This window comes from Pseudomonas sp. LjRoot71, from assembly GCF_964253255.1.
In the GTDB taxonomy this organism is placed as follows: domain Bacteria; phylum Pseudomonadota; class Gammaproteobacteria; order Pseudomonadales; family Pseudomonadaceae; genus Aquipseudomonas.
Window position 1 is genome coordinate 2,467,692 of record NZ_CAXURA020000001.1, and the last position, 18,179, is coordinate 2,485,870.

An 18,179-nucleotide genomic window follows, 5' to 3' on the forward strand; every position below is an offset into this window, starting at 1 on the left:
AGGCGTCGTTACGCGATTTTCATGGATAAAGGCGCACGATTGTAGCGTAGTGCGGCGGCCGCTCCCAATTCGGCATGCCGCCGCAGGCTTAGCGCCCTATAATGGCGGGCAGATTTTTTATTCAGAGCAGGAATTCCTAGATGAAACGTCCCAGTGGCCGCGCCGCCGATCAGTTGCGCTCGATTCGCATCACCCGCAACTACACCAAGCATGCCGAGGGTTCGGTGCTGGTGGAGTTTGGCGATACCAAAGTGATTTGCACGGTCAGTGTCGAGTCGGGCGTTCCGCGTTTCCTCAAAGGCCAGGGGCAGGGCTGGCTGACCGCCGAATACGGCATGCTGCCGCGTGCCACCGGCGACCGTAACCAGCGTGAAGCCAGCCGTGGCAAGCAAGGCGGTCGCACCCTGGAAATCCAGCGCCTGATTGGCCGTTCGCTGCGCGCTGCACTGGATATGAGCAAGCTGGGTGAGAACACCCTGTACGTCGATTGCGACGTGATCCAGGCTGACGGCGGCACCCGTACCGCGTCGATCACCGGTGCCATGGTGGCGGTGATTGATGCGCTGAAAGTGATCAAGAAACGTGGCGGCCTGAAGGGTGGTGATCCGCTGAAGCAGATGATTGCCGCCGTGTCGGTGGGCATGTATCAGGGCGAGCCGGTGCTGGATCTGGATTACCTGGAAGATTCCGCCGCCGAGACCGATCTCAACGTGGTGATGACCAGTGCCGGTGGTTTTATCGAAGTCCAGGGCACCGCTGAAGGCGCACCATTCCAGCCGGCCGAGCTGAACGCTATGCTGGCGTTGGCGCAGAAAGGCATGGCTGAGCTGTTCGAGCTGCAACAAGCGGCTCTGGCTGACTGATTGAGCTGTATTAAAAGCCCATCACGCAAGGAGAAGCACCATGAGCGACGAGTCCCAAGCGCCACAGCCGGTTCCCGGTCCTGAAGCCCGTCAGTGGGCGATGTTCTGCCACTTCGCCGCGTTTCTCGGCTTGGTGATTCCCTTCGGCAACCTGCTTGGGCCGTTGATCGTCTGGCAGATCAAGAAGGACCTCGACCCGTTCGTCGATGCCCAGGGCAAGGAGGCGCTGAACTTCCAGATCAGCGTCGCGCTGGCCGCGCTGCTGTGCTTCCTGTTGATGGTTGTGGTGGTGGGCTTCCCGCTGCTGGTGCTGGTCAGCATCGCGGCGCTGGTGTTGACCATTATTGGCGGGATCAAGGCCAATGAAGGCCAGGCGTATCGTTATCCCTTTGCCTGGCGCTTGGTGAAATAAGCGCTGTGCAGACAATAAAAAGCCGGCTAAATGCCGGCTTTTTATTGTCTGCAGATCAGGCTATACGCTGAGCGTCCAGTCGTAGTCAACGATCAGCGGCGCGTGCTGCGAGAAGCGTGGCTGACGCGGCAGGCGGGCGCTGCGGATGCTGCGGCGCATGCCGGGCGTGAGCAGCTGATAGTCAAAGCGGTAACCGAGGTTGAGCAGCTCGGCCTGCTCGCTGTCCGGCCACCAACTGAACTGATCGCCTTCGCGGCTGACTTCGCGCAGCGCATCGACATAGCCCATGGTGCCAATCACTTCATCCAGCCAGGCGCGTTCCGGGGCAAGAAAGCCCGGTGATTGCTGGCAGTCGCGCCAGTTCTTCACGTCGAGCTTCTGATGCGCCACGTAAAACGAGCCGCAATAGATGTACTCGCGGCGCTTGCGGCGCTGCTTGTCCAAATAATGGGTGAAGTCGTCCATAAACTTGAATTTCTGATTCAAGCTCTCGTCACCGTTCTGGCCCGAAGGCATCAGCATGGTGGCAATACTTACTTTGTCGAAATCGGCCTGCAGGTAGCGCCCATAGCGATCGGCCATTTCAAAGCCGAGGCCGCTGATTACCGCCTTGGGTTGCAACCGCGAATACAGCGCCACGCCACCTTGGTTGGGCACTTCTGCATCGCAGGCATAGAGGAAATAGCCATCCAGTTGGAGGGCTTGGTCGTCCAGTTCAAAGGCGGAGGCGCGGGTGTCCTGCAGGCAGATGACGTCGGCATTCTGTGCTTGCAGCCAACTGAGCAAACCGCGCTCGACTGCCGCATGAATACCATTCACGTTCACACTGATGATCCGCATAAATGGCCCCCAAAATCACGTGCGTGTATGATACCCGAGCTCACCTCTATTAGCTAAATTACCTAGCAAATCCGTGCTGTCCGGGGCTTTTTCATGCAAGCGTATCAACGCGATTTCATCCGTTTTGCCATCGAGCGTGGGGTTCTGCGCTTTGGTCAGTTCACCCTGAAATCCGGGCGTATCAGCCCTTATTTCTTTAATGCCGGATTGTTCGACAGCGGCTTGGCCCTGGCCCAACTTGGGCGTTTCTATGCGGCGGCCGTGGTCGACAGCGGTATCGACTTCGACGTGCTGTTTGGCCCCGCTTATAAAGGTATCCCGCTGGCAGCGACCACCGCCGTGGCCCTGGCCGAGCACCACCAGCGTGATGTGCCCTGGTGCTTCAACCGCAAGGAAGCCAAGGATCATGGCGAAGGCGGCACCCTGGTAGGCGCGCCGCTGGCTGGCCGCGTGCTGATCATCGATGACGTGATTACCGCCGGCACGGCGATTCGCGAAGTAATGCAGATCATCCAGGCACAGGGTGCTCAGGCCGCGGGTGTGCTGATTGCACTGAACCGCCAGGAACGCGGCAAAGGCGAGTTGTCGGCGATTCAGGAAGTCGAGCGTGACTACGGTATGCCGGTGGTGAGCATTGTGTCACTCGAACAGGTACTGGAATATCTGGCAGAGGATGCTGAACTCAAGCAGTATCTGCCGACGGTACAAGCGTACCGCGCCGAATACGGAATCTAACCTGCCGATAAGGTGCTGCATCGATGCATAGACCTGCCCTGACCTGCTGTTCGCTGTTGCTAGGCCTACTGCTGCCGGTTGTGGCGGGTGCGGCCGAGCTGTATCGCTATGTCGATGACAAGGGCACCACGGTGCTCAGCCGTCAGGGGGTACCGCCGGAGCACATCAGCAAGGGTTACGAAGTGCTGAATGACCAGGGCCGGGTGATCCAGGTGATTCCGCCAGCCCCCAGCGCCGAGGAGATGAAGCGTATCCTCGCTGATAAGGCCCGTGCCAGTTCCGATGCACAATTGCTGCGTCTGTACAGCACGCCGGACGACGTTGAGCGCGCGCGTCAGCGCAAGCTGGCCGAGCTTGATGGCCTGATTGGTGTGGCGCGCAGCAACCTGCAATCGGTGCGTACCCAGCAGGCCAACCTGCAAAGCCAGGCGGCTGACCATGAGCGTGCGGGGCGTGCGGTGCCCGCGCATTTGCTGGCGCAGATCGACAACCAGAAGGCCGAGCAAGAGCGCCTCAAGGGCGACATCGTGCGCTATCAGGCCGCGCGCAAGGAGGCTGATACCAGCTTCAATGCCGACGGCGAGCGTCTCAAGGAGCTACTGGGCCGCCGCCAGTAGGTTGCGACAGCTATTGCTGCGGTGCGCAGCGTTCAAAAGCCAGAATCTTTTCTCTCAGCCATGCTGGTAGCGGACTGCTAGTGCGGCTGGCGCTGTCTGCGTGCACGTAAATCACTTCGCCACTGGTTAGCGCTTGCTCGTCGCGCCAGATACCCATGGCAAAGCTCAGGCTGGAGCGTCCCAGGCGGGCGACGCGAATGCCGATCTGCAACGGGTCATCGAAACGTGCCGGGGCCAGGTACTCCAGCACGGTCTTGATGGCGAAGAAATCGCCGCCATCGCTGCTTAGATCCTCTGGATAACGGATGCCCAGGGCACGGAAATACTCGGTGATGGCGACATCGGCGTAGGTCAGGTAATGGCCGTTGAACACGATGCTTTGTGGATCGACTTCGGCCCAGCGCACGCGCAGGGTGTGGAAGAAGCTGAAGGCGTCGCGGGAAAGGGCTGTGGTCATGCAGTACACCTCGGCGTGCAGGGCTGAGCCCCTGAGCTTCGGTGTTGCGGCAGCCTGCTGCAAGGGTTGCAGCAGGCTATCAGGCGGCTGAATCAGCCAGGATTACCCGGCTGATTCGTATTGCAGGTGGGCTCAGTGACGCTTGCGGTTGCAGATCAGCGTGCCCACGCCGCTGTCGGTAAAGATTTCCAGCAGCACGGCATTCGGTACGCGGCCGTCGATGATGTGCGCGCTGGTCACACCGCCTTGCACCGCTTCCAGGGCGCAACGGATCTTCGGCAGCATGCCGCCGTAAATGGTGCCGTCAGCGATCAGGCCATCGACCTGTTCGGTGGTCAGGCCGGTAAGCACCTGGCCTTGCTTGTCCATCAGACCGGCGATGTTGGTCAGCAGCATCAGCTTCTCGGCTTTCAGCGCTTCGGCGACCTTGCCGGCGACCAGGTCGGCGTTGATGTTGTAGGACTCGCCGTCCGGGCCGACGCCAATCGGCGCGATCACCGGGATGAAATCGCCCTGCACCAGCATGTTCAGCAAGTCGGTGTTAACCCCGGTGACTTCGCCGACATGGCCGATATCGATGATTTCCGGCTGGGTCATTTCTGGTGTCTGGCGGCTGACCTTGAGCTTTTTCGCACGGATCAGCTCGGCATCCTTGCCGGTCAGGCCGATGGCGCTGCCGCCGTGTTGGTTGATCAGGTTGACGATGCTTTTGTTGACCTGGCCGCCAAGGACCATTTCCACCACGTCCATGGTCGCGGTGTCGGTGACGCGCATGCCGTCGATAAAGTGGCTTTCAATGCTCAAACGCTTGAGCAGGTCGCCGATTTGCGGGCCGCCACCGTGTACCACCACCGGGTTGATGCCCACGGCCTTCATCAGCACGATATCGCGGGCGAAGCCCTGCTTGAGTTCTTCGCTCTCCATGGCGTTGCCGCCGTATTTGATCACCAGGGTTTTGCCAACGAAGCGGCGGATATACGGCAGCGCTTCGGAGAGTACTTTGGCGACGTTGGTGGCGGCATCACGGTCGAGGGTCATGCAGGGCTCCAGTAGAGGGTTGGCTAATCAGTCAGAACGGCAGGTCGAGGTCCGGGACCGTGCTGTACAGCTGTGCACGGAAGACTTCCTTGATGCGTTCGAGTTCCTGTTCGGTTTCGGCCTCGAAGCGCAGCACCAGTACCGGTGTGGTGTTGGAGGCGCGTACCAGGCCCCAGCCTTTGGGGTAGTCGACGCGCACGCCATCGAGGTTGGTGATATTGCCTTCGCCCCATACGCCATCGCGCTGCAGGCGTTCGATGATGCTGAACTTGCTCTGCTCGGTGACCGGGATGTTGATCTCCGGGGTGGCGATGTCATTGGGGAAGGCACTGAACACGTGTTCGGCGTCGCGGCGGTCCTGGCTGAGGATCTCCAGCAGGCGGGCGGCGGCGTAGATGCCGTCATCGAAGCCGAACCAGCGTTCCTGGAAGAAAATATGCCCGCTCATTTCGCCGGCCAGCAGCGCGCCGGTTTCCTTCATCTTCTTCTTGATCAGCGAGTGGCCGGTTTTCCACATCACCGGACGTCCGCCATAGCCGCTGATCAGCGGGGTCAGGCGGCGGGTGCATTTGACGTCAAAGATGATGTCGGCGCCGGGGTTGCGCGATACCACGTCCTTGGCGAACAGCATCAGCAGGCGATCTGGGTAGACGATGGTGCCGGCGTTGGTCACCACGCCAACACGGTCGCCGTCGCCGTCGAAAGCCAGGCCGAGGTCGGCTTTTTCTGCTTTGACCTTGGCGATCAGGTCCGCGAGGTTTTCCGGTTTGCCGGGGTCGGGATGGTGGTTGGGGAAATTGCCGTCAACGTCGCAGTACAGCGGAATGACCGAGCAACCCAGTGATTCGATCAGTTTCGGCGCAATCACGCCGGCCACGCCATTGCCGCAGTCGACCACCACACGCATCGGCTTGGCCATGGCGATGTCATCACGGATCTGCTTGAAGTAGCGCTCGAGCACGTCGACCTGTTCGACCGTGCCGACGCCGCTGAGCAGGTCGTTGTTGTCGATGCGGGTTTTCAAGGCCTGGATCTGCTGGTTGGCCAGGGTATCGCCGGCAATGACGACCTTGAAACCGTTGTAGTCCGCCGGATTGTGGCTGCCGGTGAGCATCACCGCTGATTTGCCGGCCAGCACATGGGCGGCGTAATACACCACCGGGGTGGGCACCATGCCGACATCGCTGACCTGGCAGCCGCAATCGAGCAGGCCCTGGATCAGTTGTTGGGTCAGTTGCGGGCCGGACAGGCGGCCATCACGGCCGACGGCGATGTTTGGCTCACCCTGGGCGATGCTCTGCGAACCGATGGCGCGGCCGATCCAGTAAGCGCTTTCAGCGTTCAGGGTGCGGCCGACCACGCCACGAATGTCATAGGCGCGGAAGATGTCGGCTGGCAGCTTGGGCGCTTTCGCCTGTACAGGGGCTGGTGTGGGTTCGTCGAGGCCGAGCAGGTCCTGATCTTCGTCGAGGATGTCGATATCGAGGATGTCGGTGTCCTGAAACAGCGGATCAACCATGGGCGCGGCCGGCGCAGGCATGGCGCTGGGCCGTTCCGGGCTGGTGGCCGCCGTATTGCCAGGCGCGGGCTCGCTGGCGCGGCGCGGCATGCGCGCCAGGTTCTGCGCGAGGATATCCAGGGCGGGCAGTCTCAGGCTGAAGGCTTTGACGGCCTTGCCGGCGGACAGCTCCTTGAGCATCTGGCCCAGTTGCAGCACGTCGGCATGCAGGTGGCGCTGCAGGCTGCTCTGTACCAGGTACAGGCCGATCAATGCACCGACCAGCGCCAGCAGCCCGGCAATGCCGAGCAGCAGTGGTGACAGCACGGAGCCGGTGAGTGACGGGCCGGGGGTGAAGCTGATGCTCCAGTTGGGGTTGCCAGTGCTGAATGACTGCGCGTTGCCCACGGCCTGGCCGCGTTGTACGAGCACCTGGGCGGCGGTGTTGTTGAACTGCTGGATCAACTGGATTTGCCCGACTTCGGCCGGCATGACCGGCAGGCTGGCGAGCAGGCGCTCCAGATCGACGGCCAGCAGCAGGGTGCCGTGCAGGGGTTCGCCTTCACTCAGGCGCAGCGGCGCGGCGCTGTAAACCAGCCAGCGCTGGCCCACCTTGTAGGCTTCCGGTGCCGGTGTCTGGCCGTTTTCTGCGCGGCGCAGCATGTCCAGGGCGGCAAAATTCATCGGGGCGCTGCGGCTCATGTCCTGCACGGCCTGGCCGCGACCATTGAGGTGCGCATCGACTACGCCGTGCCAGTAGGTGAGGTTGCGCTCGGCGGCGCGCACCTGGGCAATGTCCTGACTTTGCAGGGCTTGCAGCAGCTGTGGATTGCGCGCGGCGGCTTGAGTGTCGGCGCTGAGCTGCTGCAGGGCTTTCTGCATGACGGCCGCCTGGCCGCCGCCCCAGGCTTGACTGAGCTGCTGCAATTGCTGCTGGTTGGCGCTGTTGAGCGGGCCCAGCCAGAGCAGCGCGCCGCCCAGGGCAATGCCGATCACGGCCGCAGCCAGTCCTGGCAGCAAGCTGTTGAGGCTGGATTTGGCCGCTTTCGGTTCGACTGTGCCGCTGGCCAGTTGGGCGCTGGCGGTGACGGCGTCAGCGTCCTTGGCAGTGCGCTTGAAGAGTTTCATGCAGCGTCTCCTCGGCAATTCATCCTGAAATCAGATTAGGGCAATCAGTGGCTGCCGGAGTGGCCGAAACCGCCCGCACCGCGTTGGGTTTCGTCGAACTGCTCGACCAGTTCGAAATGCGCCTGCACCACTGGTACCAGCATCAGTTGCGCGATACGTTCGCCAATGGCGATGGTGAAAGGCGTTTGGCCACGGTTCCAGCAGGACACCATCAGCTCGCCCTGGTAATCCGAGTCGATCAGGCCAACCAGATTGCCGAGCACGATGCCGTGTTTATGGCCCAGCCCCGAGCGCGGCAGGATCAGTGCTGCCAGGCCCGGATCGCCAATGTAGATCGACAAGCCTGTAGGGATCAGCACGGTTTGCCCGGGTTCGAGCACTAGCTCCTCTTTGAGCATGGCGCGCAGGTCGAGACCGGCAGAGCCAGGAGTGGCGTACTGCGGCAGGGGGAATTCGTTGCCCAGGCGCGGGTCGAGGATCTTGGCTTGTAAGGCGTGCATATCAGGCTCTGTGGTCGGTGAATTGGGTGTTAATTGCGAGCCAGGCGTTCGGCGATAAAGCTCACCAACTGGCGAGCAATCTTGCTTTTGCTGGTCTGGGCGAAGCTGCTTTGCTGAAGCTCACGGTCGATGATGGTGATGGCATTTTCTTCGCTGTTGAAACCGATGCTGGGGTTGGCCACATCGTTGGCGACGATCAGGTCGAGGTTCTTGTCGCGTAGCTTGCGCGAGGCGTACTCCAGCAGGTTCTCGGTTTCGGCGGCAAAGCCGACGCTGAACGGCCGGTCGCTACGCCCCGCCAGGGTGGCGAGAATATCCGGGTTACGCACCATTTGCAGGAGCAGGCCGTCGCCACTGGTAGGGTCTTTTTTCAATTTGTGCTGGGCGACCACTTCCGGGCGGTAATCGGCCACGGCAGCGGCCGCGATCAGCAGATCACAAGGCATCGCGGCTTCGCAGGCGGCGAGCATATCGCGGGCGCTGGTGACGTTGATGCGGGTGACGCGCTCGGGCGTTGGCAGGTGCACTGGGCCGCTGATCAGGGTGACTTTGGCGCCGGCTTCGGCGGCCGCTTCGGCCAGAGCAAAGCCCATCTTGCCGGAGCTGTGGTTGGTGATATAGCGCACCGGGTCGATGTTTTCCTGGGTCGGCCCGGCGGTGATCAGTACGTGCTTGCCGGTCAGCGCCTGATGCTGGAAGCAGTCGGCGGCGCATTGCACCAGCTGCTCGGCTTCGAGCATGCGGCCCAGGCCGACATCGCCGCAGGCCTGGCTGCCGGCAGCCGGTCCGAACAGGTGCAGGCCACGCTGGCTCAGTAGCGCGGCGTTGGCCTGGGTCGCCGGGTCGCGCCACATGGCCTGGTTCATCGCCGGTGCCAATGCAACAGGCGCGTCGGTGGCCAGTACCAGGGTGGTCAGCAGGTCATCGGCCACGCCCTGGGCCAAACGTGCCATCAGGTCGGCGGTGGCCGGGGCAATCAGCACCAGGTCAGCCCAGCGCGCCAGTTCGATATGGCCCATGGCGGCTTCGGCTTCGGGGTCAAGCAGGTCGAGGTGCACCGGATGCCCGGAGAGGGCCTGGAGGGTCAGCGGGGTGATGAATTCACGACCGCCCTTGGTCATGACCACGCGCACGTCGGCGTCCTGGTCCTTGAGTCGGCGAATCAGCTCGGCACTTTTATACGCGGCAATACCGCCGCCTACGCCAACAATGATGCGTTTCCGATACAGCCGCTGCATAGGCCTGCCTTTTATAGAGATGGATATACACCGCGACGCCGACACCTCCCCAGGCCGGTCGCCGCGCAAAAGTTGGGCTACGATAGCACAAGGGTTGTATGCGAGTAGCGCTGCCAAGTGCTTGCCTGGCTTGGCTTTGCGCGCGCTGGCGTGGCGCGTTGTCGCGCCTTTTAGCACACATGGAGGTGTGATGAGTATTCGTGATTGGCCGGCGGCCGAGCGCCCGCGGGAAAAACTTCTGGCTCAGGGTGCCGTCACCCTGACCGATGCCGAACTGTTAGCGATTTTCCTGCGCACCGGGGTGGCTGGGCAGAGTGCGGTCGACCTGGCGCGGCATCTTCTGCGGGATTTCGGTAGCTTGCGCGCTCTGTTGCAGGCTGATCTGCCGTCGTTCAGTCAGCGCCTGGGGCTGGGGCCAGCTAAATTCGCTCAATTGCAGGCGGTGCTGGAGATGGCACGTCGGCATCTGGCTGAGCAGCTGCGCCGCGATTCGGCGCTGGAAAGCCCGCAAGCCGTGCGTGATTACCTGAAGGCACTGCTACGGCATGAGCCGCATGAGGTGTTCGGCTGCCTGTTTCTCGATGCCAAGCACCGCGTGCTGGCGTTCGAAGCGCTGTTTCATGGTTCCATCGACAGTGCCAGCGTTTATCCCCGGCAGGTGGTTAAGCGAGCCCTTGCGCATAACGCGGCGGCGTTGATCCTGACGCATAACCATCCGTCCGGTGTCGCCGAACCCAGCCAGGCGGATCGGGTGCTGACCCGCCGCCTGAAAGAAGCGCTGGAGTTGGTCGATGTGCGCGTACTCGACCACTTTATCGTTGGCGATGGCGAGCCGTTGTCGATGGCCGAGTACGGTTGGCTGTAGCGCTAGACGTGGGTGTCGTCAGCGGGTCAGGCGCACCTTGGAGAAGTCCTGGCGGCCGAACGGACTGACCTGGTAACCCTCGACCTGTTTACGCATCAGGGCGTAGGCCGTCGGGTGGGCCAGCGGTAGCCACAGCGCCTGCTGCTGAATGATCCGCTGCGCCTCTTTATACAACTGGCTGCGCTGTGTCTGGTCGCTGGTGCTTTTGCCGTCGGCGATCAGCTTGTCCAGCTGCGGGTCACAATAACGCGCGAAGTTCAGCCCGGATTCAAGTGAGGCGCAGGCAAATTGCGGGGTGAGGAAGTTGTCCGGGTCACCGTTGTCGCCGGCCCAGCCCATAAACAGCAGGTCATGCTCGCCAGCCTTGGCGCGGCGAATCAGCTCGCCCCATTCAATGACGCGGATTTCCGCTTTGATGCCGACCTTGGCGAGGTCGGCCTGCAGCAGTTGTGCGCCCAAGCTCGGGTTGGGGTTGAGTACGCTGCCGCTGGGGCGGGTCCAGATGGTGGTGCTGAAGCCATCGGCCAGGCCGGCAGATTTCAGCAGTTCGCGTGCTTTCTCCGGGTTGTACGGGTAGCCAGGCAGGTCGCTGGCGTAGCTCCAGGTATTCGGCGGGTAGGGGCCGTTGGCCGCTTCGGCGCTGTTCTCGAATACGGCCTTGAGGTAGCTGGCTTTATCGAACGCCAGGTTGATCGCTTGGCGTACAGCCGGCTGGTCGAGTGGTGGGTGCTGGCTGTTGATGCCGACGAACGCGGTCATAAAGGCAGCGGTGTGAGCACTCTGCAACGAACTGTCGCCGCTGATGGCCTGCACATCCTGCGGTTTCGGTGACAGGGCGATATGGCATTCGCCACGGCGCAGCTTCTGCAAGCGCACGTTGGCATCCGGGGTAATCGCGAAGATCAGGTTGTCCACCGCAGGCTTGCCAGCGAAGTAGCTCGGGTTGGCGCTGTAGCGCACGCTGGCGTCCTTCTGGAAGCGCTTGAAGACGAACGGGCCGGTGCCGATCGGCTGGCTGTTGAGTTGCTGCGGCGTGCCGGCGGCCAACAGTTGGGCGGCATATTCAGCGGAGTAGATCGACGCGAAGCCCATGCTCAGCGTGGCGAGGAAGGTGGCGTCAGGGCGATTGAGGGTAAAGCGCAGGCTGTGCTCGCCGGTCTTGTCGATGGATTTGATCAGGCTTGGCAGTTGCATCGACTGTGCGTGGGGATAACCGCTGGCGGCGACCTTGTGCCAGGGGTGAGTCGGGTCGAGCATGCGTTGAAAGCTGAACAGCACGTCGTCAGCCGTCAGGGGGCGGCTGGGGCTGAAGTAGTCGGTTTGATGAAACTGCACGTCCGGACGCAATGTGAAGCTGTAGCTCAGGCCGTCCGCGCTGACCTCCCAGGCCTGCGCCAGGCTTGGCTGCAATGTGCCGCTGGTGGCATCGAAATCCACCAGGCGGTTCATCAATACGTCAGCCGAGGCGTTGGTAGTGGTCAATGAGTTGTACTGCACCACATCGAAACCATCCGGGCTGGCTTCGCTGCATACGCTAAGCGTGCTGGCCGAGGCCAAGGCGGGAGCCAGTAACGGGGCAAGCAGCAGCGGTAGAGCGGCAAGGCGCATGGCAAACTCCTGAAATTGATGTGGCGCACGGGCGAAGGCCTTACCCTAGGCCATTACTTGACGGAAGGGCAATCAATCTTGGCGACGAGCGGTCGATCGGTGTCGGCCCTGCTGGTGCCTGGCCTGGTCGCGGAAAAGCTGGTCGACTGTTTACCCGCTAAAGTGCGTTTAACCTTGTTGCACTGGGGGGTTTCTGGTATAAAGCAGCGCTCTTTTGTAGGGGCCCGGTTCTTGCGCTTTCAGGTACGGCCGGTAAGACCCTCGAGATACGCGGCGCTGAGCGCCAATGACATTGAGTTTAAGCGGCCAACCCATGCCGGGTTGGGCATGTGGTTTTAGAGGGCTGAGGCATGTCGAGAGTCTGTCAAGTTACCGGTAAGGGTCCGGTAACCGGGAATAACATTTCCCACGCAAACAACAAAACCCGTCGTCGTTTCCTGCCGAACCTGCAGCATCACCGCTTCTGGGTCGAGTCTGAGAACCGTTTCGTTCGTCTGCGCGTTTCTGCCAAAGGCATGCGTGTAATCGACAAGCGTGGTATTGACGTGGTTCTGTCCGAGCTGCGCGCTCGCGGCGAAAAGGTTTAAGGGGAAAGTCATGCGTGAATTGATCCGTTTGATCTCGAGTGCCGGTACTGGTCACTTCTACACTACCGACAAAAACAAGCGCACCACTCCGGACAAAATCGAAATCAAAAAATTCGATCCGGTTGTGCGTAAGCACGTGATCTACAAGGAAGGCAAGATCAAGTAATTGATCTGGCTCCTTGCCGAAAAAGCCCGCCTACATGGCGGGCTTTTTCTTGCCCGGCATTTGGCCTCAGCAGCTCGTTGGTAGAGATGGATGGGGCTTTTTGAGCGTTGCATGACGATGGTCTGCGCCTGGCCGCTGGGAAACCCAGGCAATAAAAAGCCCGCGCAAGGCGGGCGAAGGATGACGCATGAATAGCGATCAGTTGCTGGCTTGCTCGAAGATCACATAGACCTTGCGGCAGGGTTCCAGCACTTCCCAGGTGCCGGAGAAACCGGCCGGGATCACGAAGCGGTCGCCAGCGCGCAGGGTTTTGGCTTTGCCATCCTTGTCGCGCAGTACCGAGACGCCTTGCAGAATCTCGCAGTACTCGTGTTCGGTGTAGTTGATGGTCCAGTGGCCGATGTCACCTTCCCAGATGCCCGCATTGAACTGCCCGCATGGGCTGCCGTAGTGGTTGCGCACACTTTGCTCGGGGTCACCCTTGAGGACTTTCTCCGCCGCTGGGCGATAGTGCTCCGGGGCGGTGGTGGCGGTGGCGAAGTCGACGATCTGTTCGATGTTCATAAGCGGGTCCGGTTGGGGATGTGCGCCTGTTCTGGCCAGGCTGTTGTCGGTCGGGGTGGAAGTTTTCGCAGTCTATGTTTAATAAAGCACACATAACAAGGCGGCTTTGCGGGTTTTTGTAAAAAATATTGGAAGTGTGCAGGCCTCTGGTTTAGTGTTGCCGGCAGGATTGGGTAAGCAGGCAGGTTCTTGCGGCCCATGCAAAATAATTGACAGCGCGTGCGGCCGACCTGCGGCGCTTTACTAGCGATAGAGGATGTAGCAATGACTAGCCTGACTCGTGCCGACTGGGAGCAGCGCGCCAAGAACCTGAAGATCGAAGGCCGCGCCTTTGTTCATGGCGAGTACCGTGCCGCCGTCTCCGGGGCTACTTTCGAGTGCATCAGCCCGGTCGACGGGCGTCTGCTCGGCCTGGTGGCCAGCTGTGATCTGGCCGATGCCGAGCTGGCTGTCGCGGATGCCCGCGCTACCTTCGAGTCCGGCGTCTGGTCGCGCATGGCGCCGGCGCAGCGCAAGCGCATCATGATCCGTTTTGCCGACCTGATGGATCAGCACGCTGAAGAGCTGGCCCTGCTGGAAACCCTCGACATGGGCAAGCCGATCAGCGACGCCCTGGGTGTCGACGTACCGGGTGCCTCCCGCGCCATTCGCTGGAGTGGCGAAGCAGTCGACAAGATCTATGACGAAGTGGCGGCGACGCCGCATGACGAGCTGGGTCTGGTGACCCGTGAGCCGGTCGGCGTGGTGGCGGCCATCGTGCCGTGGAACTTCCCGATGATCATGACTGCATGGAAGCTCGGCCCGGCGCTGGCTACCGGCAACTCGGTGATCGTCAAACCGTCCGAGAAATCCCCGCTCACCGCCCTGCGTATGGCCCAGCTGGCGCTGGATGCCGGTATCCCGGCGGGTGTGCTTAACGTACTGCCAGGCTACGGTCATACCGTCGGCAAGGCGCTGGCCCTGCATATGGACGTCGACACCCTGGTGTTCACCGGATCGACCAAGATCGCCAAGCAGCTGATGATCTATGCCGGCGAATCGAACATGAAGCGCGTCTGGCTGGAGGCCGGCGGCAAGAGCGCCAACATCGTCTTCGCCGACGCGCCGGACCTCAAGGCTGCGGCCGAAGCGGCCGCAGCAGCGATCTGCTTCAACCAGGGCGAGATGTGCACCGCCGGCTCGCGCTTGCTGGTGGAGCGCTCGATCAAGGACACCTTCATGCCGATGGTGCTGGAAGCCATGCAGGGCTGGAAAGCCGGTCACGCACTGGACCCGGACACCAAGGTCGGCGCACTGGTCGACGCTGGCCACCTGAATGCCGTGCTTGGCTATATCGACGCCGGCCACAAGGACCAGGCCAAACTGCTTTGCGGCGGCAAGCGCACCCTGGAAGAAACCGGTGGCCAGTATGTTGAGCCGACCATCTTCGATGACGCACACAACGCCATGCGCATCGCGCAGGAAGAGATCTTCGGCCCGGTACTGACGGTTATTCCGTTCGACAGCACTGAAGAAGCTATCGCGATTGCCAACGACAGCATCTATGGTCTGGCGGCCGCCATCTGGACCAGCAACCTGTCCAAGGCGCACCTGGCGGCCAAGGCGCTGCGCGTTGGCAGCATGTGGGTCAATCAGTACGACGGCGGCGATATGACCGCACCGTTCGGTGGCTTCAAGCAGTCCGGTAACGGTCGCGACAAGTCGCTGCATGCCTTTGACAAGTACACCGAGATTAAGGCGACCTGGATCAAGCTGTAACGCTCCCGCCGACCTTCGGGCCGTCGACCATGCTGCGTTGCGTCCTCGCTTTTAATGCTCACGTACTGCAGTACGCTCCGCTTAAAAGCTCCGGGGCGCCTTGCCTGGTCTTAGTCCCGTAGCTCTTGATTGATTGGGTTGGCGCCACTAAACCCATTTTCGGCCGGGTTCCCATGGAGCCCGGCCGTTTTGCATCTGTGCAGCGGGTGCCGAGCGAGCCAGGGAATGGAGTGAGAAAAATGAATTGGATGACCTATTTCGCCGTCAGTGCGGCGGTGGTGATCGTCGGGTTGGCGCTGGGCGTGACGCTGCCGCTGGTGTCGTTTCGCCTTGAGTCCTGGGGTTATGGCCCCTTTGCCATTGGCGTGATGGCCGGTATGCCGGCCGTTGGCGTGCTGGTAGGGGCGCGTCTTACGGGCCACCTGGCCGGCTGGTTCGGCACGCCGCAGACCCTGCGCCTGTGCTTGCTGGCCAGTGCCGCCTCGGTGGCGTTGCTGAGCGTGATGCCGAGCTATCCGCTGTGGCTGTTGCTGCGCCTGCTGATTGGCATCTCCTTGACCGTGGTATTTGTGCTCGGCGAAAGCTGGATCAATCAGCTGGTCGAGGATCGCTTGCGTGGCCGTCTGGTGGCGTTGTACGGCACCGGATTCGCGCTTAGTCAGCTGTGTGGGCCGCTGCTGTTGACTCTGCTGGGCACCGACAGTGACCGCGGCTTCTGGTGCTCCGCCGCGCTGTTGGTGGGCGGTAGCTTGCTGCTGTTGGGCCGCGATGGCGCGCCCAAGGTCGATGCGCAGAGTGCGTCTGGGCGCGGCATTCTGGCGTTTTGTCGATCCTCACCGGCGATTGCCTGGGCGGTTGTGCTGTTTGCCGGGTTCGAAGCCATGGTGCTGACCCTGTTGCCGGTGTACCTGGTGCGCGAAGGCTTTGCCCAGCAGTTGGCGTTGATCATGGTCAGTGCGGTGGTGGTGGGCGATGCGGCGCTGCAGTTGCCGATTGGCTGGATGGCCGACCGTGTGCCACGGCAGACGCTATTCCGCTGCTGTGGGGTGGTATTGCTGCTGTCGAGCCTGAGCATTCCGTCCTTGCTGCACACGCCGCTGATCTGGGTGGTGCTGGTGCTGTTTGGCGCCAGCGCGGGCGGCCTGTACACCCTGTCGCTGATTCTGGTCGGCCAGCGCTACCGTGACGATGCGCTGGTGCGGGCCAACTCGCATATCGCTCTGCTCTGGGGCGCGGGTTGCCTGCTTGGGCCGCTGTCGACGGGCGCGGCGAGCCAGTGGGTCAGCGGTCATGCGCTGCCGATCCTGATGGCGATTGGCGCGGCGCTGTTTGTCTGGTTGGCGTTTCAGCGCGGTGCATTCAGTGAGGCGGCGACCATCAAGGCGTGACCGCAGCCTCTGCGCTGTGGTGCACGAGCTGTTGCTCGGCGAGCAGCGCGGCCACGCATTCGCCGACCTGGCGAATCGCCTGTTCAAGTGCTGGGGTGGGTTGGCCGGCGTAGTTGATGCGCAGGCAATTGCGGTATTTGCCGGCGGCGGAAAAGATGCTGCCGGGGGCGATCTGGATTTTATGTGGCAGCAGTGCGCGGTTCAGGCGCTGGCTGTCAAAGCCCTGCGGCAGCTCCAGCCACAGCATAAAGCCGCCCTGGGGCCGGCTGACCCGCGTGCCGGTGGGGAAGTAGCGGCTGACCCAGTCGATCATGCAGTCGCGATTGCGCGCGTACTGGCTGCGCATGCGGCGTAGGTGTGGTTCGTAATGACCGCTGGCGATGTACTCGGCCAGGGCCAGTTGTGGCAGCTGTGCGGCCATGCCGGTGCTCATGTATTTGAGGTGCAGCACCTGTTGCAGGTAGCGGCCCGGGGCGATCCAGCCGGCCCGCAGGCCGGGAGCCAGGGTCTTGGAAAATGAGCTGCAGAACAGCACGCGACCGTCCTCGTCGAATGATTTGATACTGCGCGGGCGTGGGTAGCTGTAGGCCAGCTCGCCGTAGACGTCATCCTCGATAATGGCCACGTCATAGCGCTGCGCCAGGGCCAGCAGGGCGCGCTTGTTGGCCTCCGGCATGATGTAGCCGAGCGGGTTGTTGCAGTTGGGGGTGAGCTGGATGGCCTTGATCGGCCATTGCTCCAGTGCAAGTTCCAAGGCTTCCAGGCTGATGCCGGTGAGCGGGTCGGTGGGCAGTTCCAGGGCCTTCATGCCGTAGCCCTTGAGTGCCTGCATCACGCCATGAAAGCTCGGAGAATCGACGGCCACGATGTCGCCTGGCTCGCACACCGCGCGAATCGCCACGGACAGGGCTTCGTGGCAGCCGGTGGTGGTGACGATCTCTTCAATGGCGATCTGGCAGCCGGAATCGAGCATCAGCCGTGACAGTTGTGCGCGCAGGCCAGGGTCACCATACAGGCTGCCATAGCTCAGCTCCTTGACCTCCTGGCGGCGGCTCATGCGTGACAGGGTGCGCAGCAGCGGTTTCAAGGTTGGGCTGCTGATATCCGGCATGCCGCGCCCCAGTTGCAGCACGTCACCGCCTGGCGGCCGGCTGATCAGTTCGAGCACCTGGTCCCACTGCGAAATATCCACCGGGCGCTGGGCGGCGCGGCTGACCATCGGCAGCGCCGGCTGCTGGCGCGCCTGGGGCACAAAGTAGCCAGACTTGGGCTTGGGCGTTGCCAGGCCCTGATCCTCCAGGTGGCGGTAAGCCTGCTGCACGGTACTCAGGCTGACGCCGTGTTCCAGGCTGAGGGCGCGCACGGAGGGCAAGCGATCACCGGGGCGATACAGGCCCTGCTCGATACGGGCGCCGAGCAATTCGGCCAGATTGACGTAAAGCGTCATAACAGTTGCCTCGCAATATCTCTGTATGCCGCACCAAGCCAGTACAGATAGGTGATAAATCCACCATTCAGAGTCTGGTTTCGGAAATCTGTATGGATTTAAAAGTATATTTTTGAATCTGTCATGCTTTTCCCGTGTCACTCATCATGCTCTCCCATCAGGCTTACGAGCAGGAGCAGGCGATGAACGGGTTGAGTGATGTCAGGCTGACAATGAAATCAGGCGAGCTGCAGCAGGAGGCCACGGGCAGGCATCTGTATGCTCAAGCGGGTGCGACAAAGCCAGCTGTACGCCGCTGGAGCGCATTCTGGGTGCGGCTGACGACTCGTCGGGCGCTGCTGAGGCTGAACGATGAACAGCTCAAGGACATCGGTCTGAGCCGCGAGCAGGCCCTGCGCGAGGCGCTGCTGCCGTTCTGGAAGCTGTGAGGGGAGTGCGCAGCAGGCCGTTGTGGCCTGCTGCGTAGTACG

The 18,179-nt window shown here is 61.8% G+C and carries 19 protein-coding genes; 10 read left to right on the forward strand and 9 right to left on the reverse strand.

All coding sequences use genetic code 11. The features are described from left to right. Positions 1-140: 140 nt before the first annotated feature. On the forward strand, positions 141-863 hold the full coding sequence (gene rph / locus ACSQ17_RS11735; RefSeq protein ID WP_436068746.1) for a ribonuclease PH: 723 nt from the start codon (positions 141-143) through the stop codon (positions 861-863). Positions 864-903: 40 nt separating this feature from the next. Then, a complete protein-coding gene (locus ACSQ17_RS11740) occupies positions 904-1,275 on the forward strand; it encodes a DUF4870 domain-containing protein (RefSeq protein ID WP_424484109.1) in 372 nt (123 codons plus the stop codon). 60 nt (positions 1,276-1,335) lie between these two features. On the opposite strand, the gene ACSQ17_RS11745 is transcribed toward ACSQ17_RS11740, so the two are convergent. Then, positions 1,336-2,115, reverse strand: a complete 780-nt coding sequence (locus ACSQ17_RS11745) for an exodeoxyribonuclease III (RefSeq protein WP_436068747.1) — start codon at positions 2,113-2,115, stop codon at positions 1,336-1,338. A gap of 93 nt (positions 2,116-2,208) precedes the next feature. Between ACSQ17_RS11745 and pyrE the strand changes: the two genes are divergently transcribed. Further along, positions 2,209-2,850 carry an orotate phosphoribosyltransferase gene (pyrE, locus tag ACSQ17_RS11750; protein ID WP_436068748.1) on the forward strand — a complete coding sequence of 214 codons (642 nt, stop codon included), beginning with the start codon at positions 2,209-2,211 and terminating at the stop codon, positions 2,848-2,850. A 23-nt stretch (positions 2,851-2,873) separates the two neighbouring features. Continuing rightward, on the forward strand, positions 2,874-3,467 hold the full coding sequence (locus tag ACSQ17_RS11755; protein WP_436068749.1) for a DUF4124 domain-containing protein: 594 nt from the start codon (positions 2,874-2,876) through the stop codon (positions 3,465-3,467). A 10-nt stretch (positions 3,468-3,477) separates the two neighbouring features. On the opposite strand, the gene ACSQ17_RS11760 is transcribed toward ACSQ17_RS11755, so the two are convergent. The 5 genes from ACSQ17_RS11760 to coaBC all read right to left on the reverse strand — a co-directional run bounded on the left by ACSQ17_RS11760 (position 3,478) and on the right by coaBC (position 9,326). Further along, complete coding sequence (locus ACSQ17_RS11760) at positions 3,478-3,924, reverse strand: acyl-CoA thioesterase (RefSeq protein WP_436068750.1); 447 nt, start codon at positions 3,922-3,924, stop codon at positions 3,478-3,480. A gap of 132 nt (positions 3,925-4,056) precedes the next feature. After that, positions 4,057-4,962 carry an acetylglutamate kinase gene (argB, locus tag ACSQ17_RS11765; RefSeq protein ID WP_436068751.1) on the reverse strand — a complete coding sequence of 302 codons (906 nt, stop codon included), beginning with the start codon at positions 4,960-4,962 and terminating at the stop codon, positions 4,057-4,059. A 31-nt stretch (positions 4,963-4,993) separates the two neighbouring features. After that, positions 4,994-6,415: a phosphomannomutase/phosphoglucomutase gene (algC, locus tag ACSQ17_RS11770; protein WP_436070464.1), complete on the reverse strand. Its 1,422-nt coding sequence runs from the start codon at positions 6,413-6,415 to the stop codon at positions 4,994-4,996. 1,217 nt (positions 6,416-7,632) lie between these two features. After that, on the reverse strand, positions 7,633-8,088 hold the full coding sequence (dut, locus tag ACSQ17_RS11775) for a dUTP diphosphatase (RefSeq protein WP_436068752.1): 456 nt from the start codon (positions 8,086-8,088) through the stop codon (positions 7,633-7,635). A gap of 29 nt (positions 8,089-8,117) precedes the next feature. Then, positions 8,118-9,326: a bifunctional phosphopantothenoylcysteine decarboxylase/phosphopantothenate--cysteine ligase CoaBC gene (gene coaBC, locus ACSQ17_RS11780; protein WP_436068753.1), complete on the reverse strand. Its 1,209-nt coding sequence runs from the start codon at positions 9,324-9,326 to the stop codon at positions 8,118-8,120. 190 nt (positions 9,327-9,516) lie between these two features. Here coaBC and radC point away from each other — a divergent pair, with 190 nt between their 5' ends. Further along, positions 9,517-10,191 carry a RadC family protein gene (gene radC, locus ACSQ17_RS11785; protein WP_436068754.1) on the forward strand — a complete coding sequence of 225 codons (675 nt, stop codon included), beginning with the start codon at positions 9,517-9,519 and terminating at the stop codon, positions 10,189-10,191. 18 nt (positions 10,192-10,209) lie between these two features. Here the strand turns inward: radC and ACSQ17_RS11790 are convergent, their stop codons facing one another. Next, positions 10,210-11,799, reverse strand: a complete 1,590-nt coding sequence (locus tag ACSQ17_RS11790) for an ABC transporter substrate-binding protein (protein WP_436068755.1) — start codon at positions 11,797-11,799, stop codon at positions 10,210-10,212. 350 nt (positions 11,800-12,149) lie between these two features. Between ACSQ17_RS11790 and rpmB the strand changes: the two genes are divergently transcribed. Together rpmB and rpmG are read left to right on the forward strand one after the other, a co-directional pair. Continuing rightward, positions 12,150-12,386 carry a 50S ribosomal protein L28 gene (gene rpmB, locus ACSQ17_RS11795; RefSeq protein WP_233683241.1) on the forward strand — a complete coding sequence of 79 codons (237 nt, stop codon included), beginning with the start codon at positions 12,150-12,152 and terminating at the stop codon, positions 12,384-12,386. A gap of 10 nt (positions 12,387-12,396) precedes the next feature. Then, positions 12,397-12,552 carry a 50S ribosomal protein L33 gene (gene rpmG, locus ACSQ17_RS11800; protein WP_007894709.1) on the forward strand — a complete coding sequence of 52 codons (156 nt, stop codon included), beginning with the start codon at positions 12,397-12,399 and terminating at the stop codon, positions 12,550-12,552. A 198-nt stretch (positions 12,553-12,750) separates the two neighbouring features. Here the strand turns inward: rpmG and ACSQ17_RS11805 are convergent, their stop codons facing one another. Further along, positions 12,751-13,116, reverse strand: coding sequence for a cupin domain-containing protein (locus tag ACSQ17_RS11805; protein ID WP_436068756.1), 366 nt, complete (start codon positions 13,114-13,116; stop codon positions 12,751-12,753). Positions 13,117-13,380: 264 nt separating this feature from the next. On the opposite strand from ACSQ17_RS11805, the gene ACSQ17_RS11810 reads away from it, so the two are divergent. After that, positions 13,381-14,874 carry an aldehyde dehydrogenase gene (locus ACSQ17_RS11810; RefSeq protein WP_436068757.1) on the forward strand — a complete coding sequence of 498 codons (1,494 nt, stop codon included), beginning with the start codon at positions 13,381-13,383 and terminating at the stop codon, positions 14,872-14,874. 239 nt (positions 14,875-15,113) lie between these two features. After that, on the forward strand, positions 15,114-16,262 hold the full coding sequence (locus tag ACSQ17_RS11815; RefSeq protein ID WP_436068758.1) for an MFS transporter: 1,149 nt from the start codon (positions 15,114-15,116) through the stop codon (positions 16,260-16,262). Here ACSQ17_RS11815 and ACSQ17_RS11820 read toward each other — a convergent pair. Beyond that, positions 16,252-17,709: a PLP-dependent aminotransferase family protein gene (locus ACSQ17_RS11820; protein WP_436068759.1), complete on the reverse strand. Its 1,458-nt coding sequence runs from the start codon at positions 17,707-17,709 to the stop codon at positions 16,252-16,254. The genes ACSQ17_RS11815 and ACSQ17_RS11820 overlap by 11 nt on opposite strands. Before the next feature lie 182 nt (positions 17,710-17,891). On the opposite strand from ACSQ17_RS11820, the gene ACSQ17_RS11825 reads away from it, so the two are divergent. Further along, the gene (locus ACSQ17_RS11825) at positions 17,892-18,137 is read left to right on the forward strand and encodes a DUF1127 domain-containing protein (RefSeq protein WP_436070465.1); all 246 of its coding nucleotides are present in this window, start codon (positions 17,892-17,894) and stop codon (positions 18,135-18,137) included. Positions 18,138-18,179: the final 42 nt, after the last annotated feature.

What these genes read in the sequence shown, in the direction of transcription:
- rph (WP_436068746.1), top strand. Translation starts at nt 141, where the DNA reads ATGAAACGTCCCAGTGGCCGCGCCGCCGATCAGTTGCGCTCGATTCGC.
- ACSQ17_RS11740 (WP_424484109.1), top strand. Translation starts at nt 904, where the DNA reads ATGAGCGACGAGTCCCAAGCGCCACAGCCGGTTCCCGGTCCTGAAGCC.
- ACSQ17_RS11745 (WP_436068747.1), bottom strand. Translation starts at nt 2,115, where the DNA reads ATGCGGATCATCAGTGTGAACGTGAATGGTATTCATGCGGCAGTCGAG.
- pyrE (WP_436068748.1), top strand. Translation starts at nt 2,209, where the DNA reads ATGCAAGCGTATCAACGCGATTTCATCCGTTTTGCCATCGAGCGTGGG.
- ACSQ17_RS11755 (WP_436068749.1), top strand. Translation starts at nt 2,874, where the DNA reads ATGCATAGACCTGCCCTGACCTGCTGTTCGCTGTTGCTAGGCCTACTG.
- ACSQ17_RS11760 (WP_436068750.1), bottom strand. Translation starts at nt 3,924, where the DNA reads ATGACCACAGCCCTTTCCCGCGACGCCTTCAGCTTCTTCCACACCCTG.
- argB (WP_436068751.1), bottom strand. Translation starts at nt 4,962, where the DNA reads ATGACCCTCGACCGTGATGCCGCCACCAACGTCGCCAAAGTACTCTCC.
- dut (WP_436068752.1), bottom strand. Translation starts at nt 8,088, where the DNA reads ATGCACGCCTTACAAGCCAAGATCCTCGACCCGCGCCTGGGCAACGAA.
- coaBC (WP_436068753.1), bottom strand. Translation starts at nt 9,326, where the DNA reads ATGCAGCGGCTGTATCGGAAACGCATCATTGTTGGCGTAGGCGGCGGT.
- radC (WP_436068754.1), top strand. Translation starts at nt 9,517, where the DNA reads ATGAGTATTCGTGATTGGCCGGCGGCCGAGCGCCCGCGGGAAAAACTT.
- ACSQ17_RS11790 (WP_436068755.1), bottom strand. Translation starts at nt 11,799, where the DNA reads ATGCGCCTTGCCGCTCTACCGCTGCTGCTTGCCCCGTTACTGGCTCCC.
- rpmB (WP_233683241.1), top strand. Translation starts at nt 12,150, where the DNA reads ATGTCGAGAGTCTGTCAAGTTACCGGTAAGGGTCCGGTAACCGGGAAT.
- rpmG (WP_007894709.1), top strand. Translation starts at nt 12,397, where the DNA reads ATGCGTGAATTGATCCGTTTGATCTCGAGTGCCGGTACTGGTCACTTC.
- ACSQ17_RS11805 (WP_436068756.1), bottom strand. Translation starts at nt 13,116, where the DNA reads ATGAACATCGAACAGATCGTCGACTTCGCCACCGCCACCACCGCCCCG.
- ACSQ17_RS11810 (WP_436068757.1), top strand. Translation starts at nt 13,381, where the DNA reads ATGACTAGCCTGACTCGTGCCGACTGGGAGCAGCGCGCCAAGAACCTG.
- ACSQ17_RS11815 (WP_436068758.1), top strand. Translation starts at nt 15,114, where the DNA reads ATGAATTGGATGACCTATTTCGCCGTCAGTGCGGCGGTGGTGATCGTC.
- ACSQ17_RS11820 (WP_436068759.1), bottom strand. Translation starts at nt 17,709, where the DNA reads ATGACGCTTTACGTCAATCTGGCCGAATTGCTCGGCGCCCGTATCGAG.
- ACSQ17_RS11825 (WP_436070465.1), top strand. Translation starts at nt 17,892, where the DNA reads ATGAACGGGTTGAGTGATGTCAGGCTGACAATGAAATCAGGCGAGCTG.